This is a genomic window from Paenibacillus sp. FSL H7-0943 (genome assembly GCF_037963265.1).
Taxonomy (GTDB): Bacteria; Bacillota; Bacilli; order Paenibacillales; family Paenibacillaceae; genus Paenibacillus_AQ; species Paenibacillus_AQ odorifer.
In genome coordinates this window covers 4,502,145-4,516,111 of sequence record NZ_CP150148.1, presented here as the reverse complement: position 1 = coordinate 4,516,111, position 13,967 = coordinate 4,502,145, and the positions used below count along the sequence as shown (strand labels likewise).

Annotated in this window: 12 protein-coding genes; 10 read left to right on the top strand and 2 right to left on the bottom strand. The window is 43.9% G+C overall.

The window, feature by feature from the left end; translation table 11 throughout:
* Positions 1-30: 30 nt before the first annotated feature.
* The gene (locus tag NSQ55_RS19795) at positions 31-459 is read right to left on the bottom strand and encodes a VOC family protein (RefSeq protein WP_076307627.1); all 429 of its coding nucleotides are present in this window, start codon (positions 457-459) and stop codon (positions 31-33) included.
* 453 nt (positions 460-912) lie between these two features.
* Between NSQ55_RS19795 and NSQ55_RS19790 the strand changes: the two genes are divergently transcribed.
* Entirely contained in the window at positions 913-3,561 is a 2,649-nt protein-coding gene (locus NSQ55_RS19790; RefSeq protein WP_339174561.1) for a glycoside hydrolase family 6 protein, read from the top strand.
* 57 nt (positions 3,562-3,618) lie between these two features.
* On the opposite strand, the gene NSQ55_RS19785 is transcribed toward NSQ55_RS19790, so the two are convergent.
* Positions 3,619-4,014 (bottom strand): DUF2871 domain-containing protein, encoded by a 396-nt coding sequence (locus NSQ55_RS19785; RefSeq protein WP_076129897.1) that lies wholly within the window; start codon positions 4,012-4,014, stop codon positions 3,619-3,621.
* A gap of 186 nt (positions 4,015-4,200) precedes the next feature.
* Here NSQ55_RS19785 and NSQ55_RS19780 point away from each other — a divergent pair, with 186 nt between their 5' ends.
* From NSQ55_RS19780 to NSQ55_RS19740, 9 genes are all read left to right on the top strand, one after another.
* Complete coding sequence (locus NSQ55_RS19780; protein WP_081387118.1) at positions 4,201-4,755, top strand: GNAT family protein; 555 nt, start codon at positions 4,201-4,203, stop codon at positions 4,753-4,755.
* Positions 4,756-4,902: 147 nt separating this feature from the next.
* A complete protein-coding gene (locus NSQ55_RS19775; RefSeq protein ID WP_094903188.1) occupies positions 4,903-5,565 on the top strand; it encodes an MgtC/SapB family protein in 663 nt (220 codons plus the stop codon).
* 467 nt (positions 5,566-6,032) lie between these two features.
* Positions 6,033-7,190, top strand: coding sequence for an ROK family transcriptional regulator (locus tag NSQ55_RS19770; RefSeq protein WP_339168685.1), 1,158 nt, complete (start codon positions 6,033-6,035; stop codon positions 7,188-7,190).
* 28 nt (positions 7,191-7,218) lie between these two features.
* Complete coding sequence (locus NSQ55_RS19765; protein WP_076190548.1) at positions 7,219-8,223, top strand: asparaginase; 1,005 nt, start codon at positions 7,219-7,221, stop codon at positions 8,221-8,223.
* An 89-nt stretch (positions 8,224-8,312) separates the two neighbouring features.
* Positions 8,313-9,917, top strand: a complete 1,605-nt coding sequence (locus NSQ55_RS19760) for a glutathione ABC transporter substrate-binding protein (protein ID WP_339168684.1) — start codon at positions 8,313-8,315, stop codon at positions 9,915-9,917.
* Positions 9,918-10,029: 112 nt separating this feature from the next.
* Complete coding sequence (locus NSQ55_RS19755; protein ID WP_036689023.1) at positions 10,030-10,953, top strand: ABC transporter permease subunit; 924 nt, start codon at positions 10,030-10,032, stop codon at positions 10,951-10,953.
* A gap of 66 nt (positions 10,954-11,019) precedes the next feature.
* Entirely contained in the window at positions 11,020-11,931 is a 912-nt protein-coding gene (locus NSQ55_RS19750) for an ABC transporter permease subunit (RefSeq protein WP_038572342.1), read from the top strand.
* A 13-nt stretch (positions 11,932-11,944) separates the two neighbouring features.
* Positions 11,945-12,946: an ABC transporter ATP-binding protein gene (locus tag NSQ55_RS19745; RefSeq protein WP_076278748.1), complete on the top strand. Its 1,002-nt coding sequence runs from the start codon at positions 11,945-11,947 to the stop codon at positions 12,944-12,946.
* On the top strand, positions 12,943-13,935 hold the full coding sequence (locus NSQ55_RS19740; RefSeq protein ID WP_339168682.1) for a dipeptide ABC transporter ATP-binding protein: 993 nt from the start codon (positions 12,943-12,945) through the stop codon (positions 13,933-13,935). The genes NSQ55_RS19745 and NSQ55_RS19740 overlap by 4 nt, the downstream gene beginning before the upstream one ends.
* Positions 13,936-13,967 lie beyond the last annotated feature (32 nt).

The window sequence follows — 13,967 nt, the reverse complement described above, 5'->3', positions numbered from 1 at the left end:
GTTAGTTACTCCATGCCCGTTGTTTTTTTATTACATATTCATTCGTCCGTCATCATAATTGAATTGCCAGTCGATGCCGAATTTATCTTTTAGACTACCATAACAAGAGCTCCAGAAGGTTTCTTGCAGTTCCATAACTACTTTACCGCCCTCTTGAAGCTTATCGAAATATTTCTTTATGTTATCTAAATCCTTACTAACTACGGAAAGACTAATATTGTTTCCTTCGATAAAAGGCATGCCTGGAAAAACATCAGAAAACATTACATTACTGCCTTCGATATTCAAGCGGGTGTGCATAACCAAATCTTTAGCTTCCTCAGGAAGAGTGAAATTGGGATCGGGTGGTGTTTCACCAAAGGTCATGATTTGTGGACGTTCAGTGCCAAACACCTCTGCGTAAAACTCTGCTGCGTCACGACAATTCCCATTGAAATTAAGATAAACATCGATAGACATTTTTTCCACTCCTTAAAGGTTTGTTAGCGTTACTTCGAAAATACTTAAAATTCAAAATACCTTGTCACTTCCACATTGTATCATTTACCAGTTTATAAACAAATATTCTTATAGTCTCATTATTAAACTTTTATTTCATCTACTATCTTCTAATTAAAAATAGGATATGGTAGTATTCAAGAAAAGGGATAATTTTCTATAAATTAAATAAAATTATATTTATGTTAAATAGTTAGGGGATTTAGGCTCTTGTTAGATCTTTAAAACGGAGGGGAGGTGATGATGAGTGCGGGTAAGGCATAGAGGAGGTGACCATTCTTTAAAGGAGTGAATACTGCAATTGTAGCATCGCGTGGCTATTAATAAATTATTTACGAATTTATTTAATTGTCGAAAGGAGAATAATAAATGACAAAAGCACTAAGGAAGCAAATGTTGTTATTGCTTACGATCATGGCTTTAGTTATCACCGGATATGCTCCTTCTACCACGTATGCCAGTGAGGCACATGTTGACAATCCGTTTGTAGGAGCTACAGCATATGTTAATCCTGATTATGCCGCACTGATTGATACCTCTATTGCTCAGGTTACCGATAGTACTTTAGTTTCCAAGATGGAGACCATTAAAAAATATCCGACAGCCGTATGGCTGGATCGAATTGCTGCAATTTATGGCGGGACAGAAAACGGAGGCAGAAAAAGTCTTGAGGAAACATTAGATTCCGTACTCGCGCAAAAGCAACCAAACACGCCGATTACAGCCACATTCGTAATTTATGATATGCCTGGGCGGGATTGCCACGCTTTGGCCTCCAATGGCGAGCTGCCACTGACAGCAGCGGGTTTGACAACCTACAAATCAGATTATGTTGACGTAATCGCCAGTATTTTTGCAAAGCCCAAATATAGTGACATTCGTATAGTGACGATCGTAGAGCCGGACTCGCTTCCGAATCTAGTTACTAATCTCAGCACACCACAGTGTGCTCAAGCTAACTCCACGAATATTTACCGTGATGCTACACGTTACACTTTAAATGCTCTCCATGCCATTCCAAATGTGTATACTTACATGGATATTGGTCACTCTGGCTGGCTCGGATGGGATACTAACCGTGGCCCCGCTATCGACCTCTTTACTTCGGTTGTGTCAGGCACTACAGCTGGACTTGCTAGTGTCGATGGATTCATTACGAATACAGCCAATACCACTCCACTAGTAGAACCTAATCTTCCAGATTCGAATCTTACGATAGGCAGCCAGCAGCTTCGTTCTGCAAGTTATTATGAATGGAATCCGTATTTTGATGAAGCTGATTTCACAGCAGCTTTGTATTCAGGTTTTGTAGCAAAAGGTTGGCCTTCCACGATCGGCTTCCTTATTGATACTTCCCGTAACGGGTGGGGAGGACCTAATCGTCCGACTAGTGCAAGCGGAACAACCGTTAACGCTTATGCGGATTCCGGTCGGATTGATAAACGTCTCCATCGCGGCAATTGGTGTAATGCCAGCGGTGCCGGAATTGGAGAAGTTCCACAAGCAGCACCCGCAGGTTATGCAGCCTCACATTTGGATGCATTCGTCTGGGTGAAACCTCCGGGAGAATCTGACGGCTCCAGCAGTGCCATTCCAAATAATGAAGGCAAGGGCTTTGACAGAATGTGTGATCCAACTTATACCAGCTCAAGCGGCACACTGACCGGTGCATTACCTAATGCGCCTGTATCAGGCCACTGGTTCCATGATCAATTTGTTCAGCTGGTACAGAATGCTTACCCTGTAATTCCTCTGAGTAACGGAGGGGGCACTGTAGTTCCAGCGGCACCCACTAACTTGGTAGCGACAGCGGGAGATGCAAAAGTAAGCCTGAGCTGGACGGCATCCAGCAGTGCGACTAGTTTCACAGTAAAACGAGCGACCACAAGCGGAGGGCCGTACACCATTGTAGCAACCGGGCTAACGTCAACGAGCTACACCAACACCGCCCTAACGAACGGAACAACCTATCACTATGTTGTAAGCGCAACCAATAGTGTAGGAGAGAGTGTGAATTCGGGACAAGCGAGTGCGACCCCAGCAGCAGTGGCGACTGTTCCGACGGCACCCACTAACTTGGTAGCGACAGCGGGAGATGCAAAAGTAAGCCTGAGCTGGAGCGCATCCAATAGTGCGATTAGCTACACTGTGAAAAGTGCAACCACAAGCGGAGGCCCGTACACCACTGTAGCAGCAGGGCTAACGACCACGAGCTACACTAACACCGCCCTAACGAACGGAACGACTTATTACTATGTTGTAAGCGCAACCAATAGTGTGGGAGAGAGTGCGGATTCTACACAAGCGAGTGCGGCTCCAGCAGCAGTGGCGACTGTTCCCGCGGCGCCAACCAATTTGGTAGCGACAGCAGGAGATGCAAAAGTAAACCTGAGCTGGAGTGCATCCAGTGGTGCGACTAGTTACACTGTGAAAAGTGCAACCACAAGCGGAGGGCCGTACACCACTGTAGCAACAGGGCTAACGGCAACGAGCTACATCAACACGGGCTTAACGAACGGAACAACCTATTACTATGTTGTAAGCGCAACCAATAGTACAGGAGAGAGTGTGAATTCGGCACAAGCGAGTGCTGTTCCACAAGTTCCGGCAGCAACTAGTCTGACGTTGCAGTATCGGGCAGGAGATACTAATGCGACAGACAATCAGATCAAACCTTATTTTAATATTAAAAATAACGGCACAACCGCAGTGAACTTAAGCGATCTTAAAATCCGTTATTATTTCACTAAAGATAGTAATCAGACGTTAAATGGCACAATTGATTGGGCACAGATCGGCAATAATAATGTTCAAGTCGCCTTTGCAGACTACACTGGCACGAATGCAGACACTTACGTTGAACTTTCGTTTGCTTCTTCGGCTGGTTCCATTCCAGCTGGAGGCCAGTCCGGAGATATTCAACTCAGAATATATAAATCAGATTGGACTAATTTTAACGAAGCCAATGACTACTCCTTTGATGCTACTAAAACTGCTTATACTAACTGGGATAAAGTGACGCTTTATCAAAGTGATGCTCTCGTATGGGGAATTGCTCCGTAACGGAAGCAGGGGATATTTAAAAGAGCCGCTGGAGTGATCATGGCGGCTCTTTCTGTATTATTTAATTCGTTTACCGAGTAGCACAAGCAGCCAGATGATTCCAGCCCCAACAATGGCGTGACCAAGACCCGCAATATGGGGCAGGAAGCTAATATCACTGCCGTTAATTTGCAGCATTCCGCGTGTAGCCATTGCACCAATCGTGATTAGAAGACCAATGTTATAGACAATGTACCATGCACCAAAAGATTTAGCCTCATGGATATTAAATAACTTGTCTAAGATCATAGCAATAATAAAGAAAAAGAATCCTAAGACTAGAATGTGAGTGTGAAGCGCAACTAATATAGTATCTCCTGTGAAATCATTCATTTTAGTAATTTCGCGATAGGCCACTCCGGCTATCAAACCAAGAATTGCATAGAAAAAAGACGTGTAATACAATTTTTTCATAAGAATATCTCCTTTGTAGGTATCGTTATGATTGAAGTGTATCAAGCAATTAAGAACGCAATATGAACAAATGATTACAAGGTGAAAAAAATCACTAGTTTATAAAATACATTATATCCTAAAGGAAGTTTCACTTTCCACGACGAACTGTACTACTAGAGAAATGAGAGGAGACTTAAGGAAAATATGATCGATAACGTTGAAGGATTTCCTGTGCTCGAAACAGACCGCTTTATTTTGAGAAGAATTACACTGGATGATGCTAAAGAAATATATAATTATTTTTCAAAAGATGAAGTGACCCAGTATTATGATCTGGATAGCTTTACCGATATACAGCAAGCGATCAACCTTATCGAAAGATGGGATGAACGTTTCAAAGGCAAACAAAGTATTCGCTGGGGAATAGCCAGGCGTGAGGATAATATAATGATGGGTTCATGCGGATATCATAACTGGGCGCACAGAAATTTCAAAGCAGAGATTGGGTATGAATTATCTCCACTTTATTGGCGGCAGGGTGTGATGACGGAAGTCCTGACAGCTATTATTGCGTATGGCTTTGAGCATATGAAGCTCCATCGAATTGAGGCGTTTTATGATCCGGCTAATATTGCCTCCAAGAAGTCTCTTTTGAAAGCGGGCTTTAAGTATGAGGGATTGTTGCGCGAATCTTTTTTTGAAAAAGGTAGATTTGTAGATGCGGAGATTTGCTCTTTGTTAGCTTCCGATACGAACTAAGAAGTATAAAATTAAAAAAATGCGAGTTAACCATAATGCGAGAGGACGTATTATGGTTTTTTGTTTGTGATACAATAAATAGATTATCGAATTTATCCTACGTGGTACTAATCCAACATACATATCATGATGAAAGAAGGTGAAGGTATGGAGTTTGAGTATTTGCTTCGTGTAATTGGCGCGGGAATTTGTGGCGTATTAGTTGGATATGAACGCAAAAGCCGGATGAAAGAAGCTGGAGTTAGAACACATTTTGTTGTGGCCTTAGGTGCTGCACTCATGATGGTCATCTCCAAATATGGGTTTCAGGATCAAGCGGATTGGCCTAATCTTTCTCTTGATCCCGCTCGGATAGCTGCTCAGGTAGTAAGCGGAGTAGGTTTTTTGGGCGCAGGAATGATTTTTATGCAAAGACACACAGTCAAAGGGCTCACTACTGCTGCAGGGATTTGGGCAACAGCCGGAGTGGGCATGGCTATAGGGTCTGGTCTTTATATTCTTGGCGTAGGAGCAACGATAATCATTTTACTTGGGCAAAAGATCTTACACAGTCGTAACAGCTGGCTGGCCGCACCAAAAACCCAACAGCTCGTTATAAGTCTAGCTAACACAGAAGGCGCTATGGGCCGAATTCAAGAGTTGCTTAAAGAACACAAAATCGCTGTTCTAAGTTTTCATGCTGAAAATAACAGTGTAGAATCCGAATTAAACGTAGAAATCGTTGTAAGATTGCCTGAATCATTTAATCCAGTACAATTGTTATCGATGATCCAAGAGGACGCAGCGGTTAAGACCGTTGAGTTTCAATGATTTTTTAGCACCTTCGATGTAACTAACTCACTTCGCATCAAAAGCTACCTCCTTTTTGAGAGTTTCCTTTTGATGCGAGTGTTACCTTCAATTTACCATCGATTCACACACCCTCACATTAATCCAAGCAAAATACCACTTTCAGTCTTTTTATTCCAATTATTAGGTTCAAGATTCAAATTAAATGCTAATTCATGGGCTTATATGTTATGTCTGTGTTATATATTGAGTGGTTTTTGTGTTGGTTATCTTTCGTTAACCGCTTACATTTATTTTTAAATAAAAAATATGTCATTTATATTGACACATAAACCATGACCCTTTATTATTAATCCCATCACTGGAGAAACTAAATTAAAATTTAAATCAAAGAATACATTATCAGCGCTTTATTTGTAAATATTTTCTTGTTTTTGTGGTTTATTAATCCAATTAATGCACTGGAGAAAATAATTAGGAGAATGCCCGTGAAAAAGCACGATCAGGATTTTATGAAGCGACAAAATCGTTTAACGGTTTTCGAAATTATAAAAAATCAACAACCGATTTCTCGCGCTTCTATTGCTAAACAGACTGGTATGAGTCCTACGACTGTAAGTCGAATTGTCGGAGAGTTGACGGAGGAAGGATATTTACTCGATTCAGAGCAGGTATCATCAGGATTAGGTCGGAAATCAACGTTAATAGGTATGATGGACGCTTCTGTATTATCGGTTGGCGTTGAACTGGATCGCAGTCTTATGTCTATTGGAATTGTGGACTTACAAGGACAGCTTATCTGCAGTAGTCAATTTCCCCGTACACCAGACGAAAGCCCGGATCGAACGCTGGAACGGATTCATGAAGCCATTGAGCAATTGTTCCAGCAGCATGTGATTGACAGAACACGCATCGTGGGTATTGGCGTTGGACTTCCTGGCATTGTGAATAACGAAGAAGGAATTGTTGTCTTCTCTGTTCAGCTAGGATGGAAAAATGTGCCGTTAGCCAAACGCTTGAAAGAGCTGACAGGTTTTGAAATCGCTTTGGACAATGAGCTGAAAGTAAGGGCTCTTGCTGAACATCTTAAAGGAGCTGCAGTCGGCTCCAGCCGTACGGCATTATTGGGTTTCGGTCAAGGCGTGGGCTCTGCGATGATTCTCGAGGGAGAGATTTATCGAGGGGTGATGAACAGTGCGGGTGAAATTGGGCATACGACAGTGGATCCTAACGGAATGATGTGTGAGTGCGGCAAAGCGGGCTGTTTACAGACCTATATAAATATCAGTTCTTTATTATCTGAAGCTAATCGGATTCGCCCGATCCGTACGATTGAGGAGTTATTCGCAGCAAAACATGCAGGAGAACAATGGGCGATGCACTTGATCGACCGTGCACTCATGTATATGGCCATCACCATTAATAATGTCGTATGCATGTATAACCCCGACAGCGTGATTTTAAGTGGAGAACTCGTGGACAAATTCCCGGATATATATGAAGAAGTTGAGCAGCTGTACCTCTCGCGCTTTACCTGGGAGCCGCTTCGTGGTTCCTTTACGATTCATCGCTCGTTGCTAAATGAGAAGGGTGTAATTATTGGATCGGGACTTTTATCGCAGAATCGATTTTTTGCCTTAGATTAAATTAACTACTGCTGGGGAGGTTGTACAGATGGGATTTACAACATTGGTAGAAGAATATCGTGGTGGCCTGCTGGAGAATGTGCATTATGGTGCAGTTAGTGTAGTTGATGAGAAGGGCAACATTTTGTACAAAGCAGGCGATCCGGAGCATATGACTTATCTTCGCTCTGCTGCTAAGCCATTCCAAGCTTTGCCGGTAATGAAACGCCGGATCGATGAAGTATATGGTTTGACAAGTAAAGAAGCTTCGCTGTTTACCGCTTCACACCGGGGAGAAGCCTTCCATATTGAAGCGCTTGAAGCTCTTTTTCAGAAAATGGGATTAAAAGAAGAGTCACTACATTGCTGCTCTACATACCCGCTGAATGAAGAAGCCAAAGCAGAACGTCACCGGGCAAATGAACCCACTCGTAAAATCTTTCATAACTGCTCAGGCAAACATGCAGGGTTAATGGGCCTTAGCAAATATATGGGTTGGGATATAAACACTTATTACGATCCTAACCATCCTGTACAACAGGAGATTCTTGAGATGATGGCTTATATCGCTGAAGTTCCCAAAGCGTCCATCCCGCAAGGTATTGATGGCTGTGGACTTCCTATCTTCGCACTTCCGCTTCATAAAATCGCTTATTCCTATCTAAAGCTAGCGTGTCCCGATTTGATTGAGGATACGGATATACGTAACGCAGCCGCTGTCATTGCAAAACTTATGAACGATAACCCGGTTATGATTGCTGACACGAAATTTGTATGCTCAGAGCTCCTGAAGGATGACAATCTGACGGCTAAAGGTGGAGCAAAAGGGGTATACGGTATCGGACTCCGTAAGGAACGAATGGGTATATCACTGAAAGTATCCGACGGATCAGAACAAGTCTGGCCATGTATTATCGCATCGATTCTAGAACGTATTGGTTACAGCAATCAAGACACAATTGATCGCCTATATGCACTCGTGCCTAACACGATTGTTAATGATGGCGGTACTGTAGTCGGCGAACGCCGTGCTGTATTTCAATGGGAGATCTAGAGCATAAGGTCAAGAATAATCTTCAAGTTTGGTGATTAATCGGACTAGAAGCTTTTCTAATACATCGTTTGAATAGGGGAGTGTAAAAAATGAAAGCAAAAGGAAAAGTATGGTCAATGTTCATGCTGCTGCTTATTACAGTAGTAGTGACTGCAGGGTGCGGCAACAAAGCGAGCAACGAGGGACAAAACGGCAATACTGCTGGTGGAACTGAAACTAGCACCCCAACTACAAAGAATGATAAAGACATTGTAATTGCCATCAATTCTAACTTTATTACGCTGGACCCTCATAACGCAAGCGATACGCATTCAATCAGCGCTGCCAGAACGATGTACGAAGGTCTGATGGGTTTTGACGAGAATATGAACGTGGTTCCTGTTCTTGCCGCAAGCCATTCCATAAGTGAAGACGGGTTGGTCTACACGTTCACGCTGCAAGAGAATGTTAAATTCCAAGACGGTACTGACTTTAATGCTGAAGCGGTTAAAGTAAACATCGACCGTATTCAAGATGAGAAGAACAATCTGAGACTGCGCAAAAGCTTCGCAAAGGTAGCGAAAGTGGAGACTCCTGATGCTAAAACCGTGGTTATTACACTCAGTGAGCCGTACAACGCATTTTTAAATAAAGTAGCTATGGCACCTATTATTAGTCCGAAAGCTTTAGAAGAAAATGGCACCGATATTTCGAAAAATCCTGTAGGGACGGGACCATTTAAGTTCAAAGAATGGGTGCAAGGCGACCGCTTGGTTGTCGTTAAGAACCCTGATTACTGGCAAGCGGGCTTGCCAAAAGTGGATAGTGTGACCTTTAGACCTGTACCAGAGAATGGATCACGGATAGCCATGCTGAAAACCGGCGAGGCAGATTTTATTTATCCAATGCCAACGGAGCAAGTATCTGAGGTTGAAGGTCTTGAAGGAATTACTGTAGATACCATCGATTCGACAATCGTCCGTTATGTAACGTTAAATACGATGAAAAAACCTTTTGATGATGTGAAGGTACGTCAAGCCATTAACTATGCTATCAATAAAGAAGCTTATATCAAAGTTGTGAAATCGGGTCTTGGTGCTAAGCTTGATTCCACGATGTCTTCCAAAACACAATACTATTCCCCGCAAACAGGTTATGACTATGACATTGAAAAAGCTAAACAATTGCTTGCTGAAGCAGGTTATCCTGATGGATTCGAAACCGAAATTTGGGGTGAAAATGAATCCGAAACTATGAAGGGTATGCAATTTATTCAGCAACAGCTAGCACTTGTAGGGATTAAGGTAGACGTGAAATCCATGGAAGGCGGCACATTGTCCGACCAAATTAACTCTGCTAAGACACCTGAAGAAGCAAAAATTCAAATGTGGTATGTCAGCTGGTCTCCGTCTTCAGGAGATGCAGATGGTGCAACCAGAGGGTTGTTCAGTAGTGAAATGTTCCCGCCTGCTGGCTCAAATACAGCCTATTACAAAAATGAAAATGTAGACAAATGGATCGCTGAGGCGAATAAATCTGTTGATCCAGAAGCGGCTAAATCCATCTATGGCAATATTCAAAAAACAATTTGGGAAGATGCTCCATGGGCATTCATGGGCGTCGACCAAATCATCTCAGGCAAAAGATCGTATCTGGAAGGAGTTAAGGTCTTCCCGGATGGTTCCATTAATGTCCTGAATGCAGAAGTGAAATAATGCTAAACAAACGTTAGGTTTAATATCCCAAGAAATGAACGAGGCCGCTTCTGTAGTATGGTGGGAAGCGGCCTCACTAAATCATTTGTCGATACTGAAGGGGGCTTATGAGTTGGGTAGATATGCTTTACAAAGACTCCTCGGGGTTATTCCGCTGTTGTTCATTGTATCGGTGCTTGTCTTTTTGTTTATTCACTTAATCCCAGGCGATCCAGCCCGACTTATTGCCGGTAAAGATGCCACGCTTGAAGAGATTCGTGGAATTCAGGAGCAGCTGGGTCTCAATCTGCCTTTGTGGAAGCAATACATAAACTACATGGGTGATCTGCTAAGTGGGAATCTGGGCAATTCGATCCGTTCAGGGATCCCGGTTACTGACATGCTGGAAAGCAGAGTAATGCCTACGTTGTGGCTGACTTTTCTTAGTATGGCCTGGGCTCTAATTATTGGTCTTCTAATTGGCGTGGTTTCAGCCGTTTATCGCAATCGGTGGCCGGATCATTTAGGGACGTTGACAGCCATTTCAGGGATGTCTATTCCTGGATTTTGGTTAGGCTTGGTACTCATTCAAATTTTCTCGGTAGAGCTTGGTTGGTTTCCAACGGGTGGTGTTGATTCCTGGAAGTCCTATATTCTTCCTTCCATTACACTCGGGATGGGGATTATGTCTATGTTGGCCCGTTATTCTAGGTCATCTATGCTGGAGACTCTTCGGGAGGATTATATCCGTACAGGACGTGCAAAAGGCTTACGCGAGTATGTTGTTATCGGCAGGCATGCGCTGCGCAACTCTTTGATTCAGGTGGTTACCGTAGCTGGACTTCAGTTTGGGTTCCTGCTCGGCGGCTCTGTAATGGTTGAGACGGTATTCAGTATTCCGGGTCTTGGCAGGCTGCTAGTAGACTCCATTTTGTTCCGGGATTATACAGTCATTCAAGCCTTACTGCTTCTGTTTGCTACACAATTTATTCTTATCAATCTATTAGTAGATTTATTGTATGGCGTACTTAATCCGAAAATAAGGTTTTCTCAGTAGCTAATGCGACTAAGAAGCAGAATTTCAATAGATTTATAGGGTGAATTTAGGATCAGGAGGGATATCATGAGTGACAATTCGGCGGTGATGGGAGCAAAATCTCCATTACCCGGAGAGGTACTGGCCCCGGAGAAAACAAAAGGCCGTATGGGTGTTTTTTTACGTAAGTTCAGTAAACAAAAGATGCCCCTTGTGGCCGCATTTTTTATTATATTGCTATTCCTAATTGCAATTTTCGGGCCATTTCTGACCCCGTATAATCCTGATGAACCAAACTACGATGCTCTTATGGCAGGTCCTTCTGCTGCACATTGGGCCGGGACAGACGAATATGGCCGTGATATTCTAAGCCGTTTGATTGATGGTACTCGCTTAACCTTAGCGGTCAGTCTCAGTTCCGTCTTAATCGCAGGTGTACTTGGAACTATCCTAGGTCTGTTAAGCGGATATTATGGCGGTTGGCTAGATCGGATAATTATGCGTGGCAGTGATGTACTATTTTCTTTTCCTGACTTGCTGCTTGCCATTGGGATCGTCGCCATTCTCGGTCCGGGTCTATCCAACGTTGTTATCGCAGTTGCAGTTTTTGGTACTCCATCGTTCGCCCGAATTATTCGGAGCGTAACGCTGTCTGCGAAAGAAACATTGTTTGTGGAAGCGGCTCGTTCCATGGGAGCGAAGCATCGCCGGATTATTTGGCGGCATATTTTTCCTGAGACCGTGCCCAGCATTATCGTTAATCTATCCATGAAGATTGGCGGAGCGATCTTGGCCGCTGCTTCATTGAGCTTTCTCGGAATGGGTGCAAAAACAACAGAGCCCGATTGGGGCGCAATGTTAAGTATGGGACGTGATTATTTAAGTATTGCTCCACATATCGTTTATTTTCCGGGGATAGCCATCTTTTTAACAGTACTTGCATTTAACCTGGTCGGGGACGGACTGCGTGATGCTCTTGATCCCAAAATGAAAAACTAAGGAGGGACAAGACATGACTCAACATTTGTTGGATGTACAAGGGCTGAAAACGGAGTTCAAACGCGGCGATGGAAGTATAACTGCGGTTGCGGGGGTAGACTTTGCTATTAAAAAAGGCGAAGTGTTAGGCCTGGTTGGTGAATCTGGTTGTGGCAAAAGTGTAACCTCATTATCGATCATGCGGTTGCTTAAAGATACGCCGGGCAGAATTTCTGAAGGTTCTGTGCGTTTTGAAGGAAAGGATTTGACGAAGATTTCTGAGAAGGAGATGCGCCAAATCCGGGGAAATGATCTGGCAATGATTTTTCAGGAGCCGATGACCTCTCTTAATCCAGTGCTGCGGATTGGGCTGCAATTAACAGAGCCGATTAGACTGCATTTGGGTTATGGACGCAAGAAGGCTCGTGAGCATGCGATTCATATGTTGCGGCTTGTAGGTATCCCTCGCGCAGAGGAATTAATCGATGAATATCCGCATCAACTATCCGGCGGGATGAGACAGCGGGTTATGATTGCAATGGCCATGTCTTGTCATCCAAAGCTGTTGATTGCCGATGAACCCACGACCGCACTCGATGTAACGATTCAAGCGCAAATTCTTGATCTGATGAAGCAGTTGAAAGATGAACAGGATATGGGAATGCTGCTCATTACCCATGATCTTGGAGTAGTTGCCGAATTATGTGACCGGGTAGTTGTTATGTATGCAGGTCGTGTGGTGGAAGAAGCCTCTGTTCAGGAGCTGTTCGCCAGACCGCAACATCCGTATACCAGGGGATTGATTCAATCGGTACCTAAGCTGCGCCAGAATGTACATCGCTTGGAGTCTATAAAAGGGAATGTGCCAGACCTTTCACAAATGCCTGCCGGCTGTAAGTTTGCGCCACGCTGCGAATTTGCCATGGAGCGTTGTCTGTCGCAAGAACCTGAGCTACTTCCGATTGAGGGGCTAGAGCGCAAAAGCCGTTGTTGGCTTACACAGCAGGAGGACACGGAAGGAGCGGGATGTTTATGAAAGAGACTCCATTAATTGAGGTTAAGGGTTTGAAGAAGTTGTTTTCTGTGAAGAAGGGCTTCTTCGGAACGACTAAATATTTACACGCCGTTGATGGGATTTCATTCGCCATTCGTAAGGGAGAAACGTTCAGCCTTGTAGGTGAAAGTGGCTGTGGGAAATCGACTACGGGCAGGCTGGTGACCCGCTTACTGGAACCCAATCATGGAGAAGTATGGTTTAAGGGACAAAATATTAGCCATATCTCAGACAACCAGATGCGGCCTCTGCGCAAAGATATGCAGATGGTGTTTCAAGACCCTTATGCTTCACTTAATCCCCGCATGAAGGTGAAGGATCTTGTCGCCGAACCCCTGCTTATTCATACAAAGCTGTCCTCTAAAGAACGGGATAAACTAGCTTGCGAACTGCTAGAGACCGTTGGATTGAACAGTTTCCACGCCGAGCGATTCGCGTTTGAGTTCAGCGGTGGACAGCGGCAACGGATTGGGATTGCCCGGGCTCTGTCCGTTCGCCCAAGTCTAATTGTGGCGGATGAACCCGTGTCAGCGCTGGATGTATCGATTCAGTCCCAAGTGTTGAATCTGTTACAGGACTTGCAGGAGGAATATGGCCTGACGTATTTATTCATCTCTCATGATCTCAGTGTGGTCGAGCATATTAGTGATCGAATTGGGGTTATGTATCTGGGTTCTCTTGTGGAGACGGCTGATAAGGATACATTGTATGACCGTCCCTTGCATCCTTACACCCAAGCGCTGCTATCTTCAGTTCCCGTGCCCGATCCAAGCTTGAAGAAGGAACGCATTATTCTAAAAGGGGATCTTCCAAGTCCCGTTGATCCGCCGACGGGCTGTCGTTTTCATACAAGATGCCCTTCCTGTATGGAAATCTGTAAGCAACATGCGCCTGTATTCCGGGAAGTTGAACCAGGTCATGAGCTCGCTTGTCATCTCTTTGATGAAGAAATGTTGAAACTAGAACGATAATTTAAAATGTGAGTACACTTTACGGAAAAGAA

Bases quoted from the DNA above. Each gene is read 5' to 3' on its own strand.
- NSQ55_RS19795 (WP_076307627.1), bottom strand. From the start codon at position 459: ATGTCTATCGATGTTTATCTTAATTTCAATGGGAATTGTCGTGACGCA.
- NSQ55_RS19790 (WP_339174561.1), top strand. From the start codon at position 913: ATGGCTTTAGTTATCACCGGATATGCTCCTTCTACCACGTATGCCAGT.
- NSQ55_RS19785 (WP_076129897.1), bottom strand. From the start codon at position 4,014: ATGAAAAAATTGTATTACACGTCTTTTTTCTATGCAATTCTTGGTTTG.
- NSQ55_RS19780 (WP_081387118.1), top strand. From the start codon at position 4,201: ATGATCGATAACGTTGAAGGATTTCCTGTGCTCGAAACAGACCGCTTT.
- NSQ55_RS19775 (WP_094903188.1), top strand. From the start codon at position 4,903: ATGGAGTTTGAGTATTTGCTTCGTGTAATTGGCGCGGGAATTTGTGGC.
- NSQ55_RS19765 (WP_076190548.1), top strand. From the start codon at position 7,219: ATGGGATTTACAACATTGGTAGAAGAATATCGTGGTGGCCTGCTGGAG.
- NSQ55_RS19760 (WP_339168684.1), top strand. From the start codon at position 8,313: ATGAAAGCAAAAGGAAAAGTATGGTCAATGTTCATGCTGCTGCTTATT.
- NSQ55_RS19750 (WP_038572342.1), top strand. From the start codon at position 11,020: ATGAGTGACAATTCGGCGGTGATGGGAGCAAAATCTCCATTACCCGGA.
- NSQ55_RS19745 (WP_076278748.1), top strand. From the start codon at position 11,945: ATGACTCAACATTTGTTGGATGTACAAGGGCTGAAAACGGAGTTCAAA.
- NSQ55_RS19740 (WP_339168682.1), top strand. From the start codon at position 12,943: ATGAAAGAGACTCCATTAATTGAGGTTAAGGGTTTGAAGAAGTTGTTT.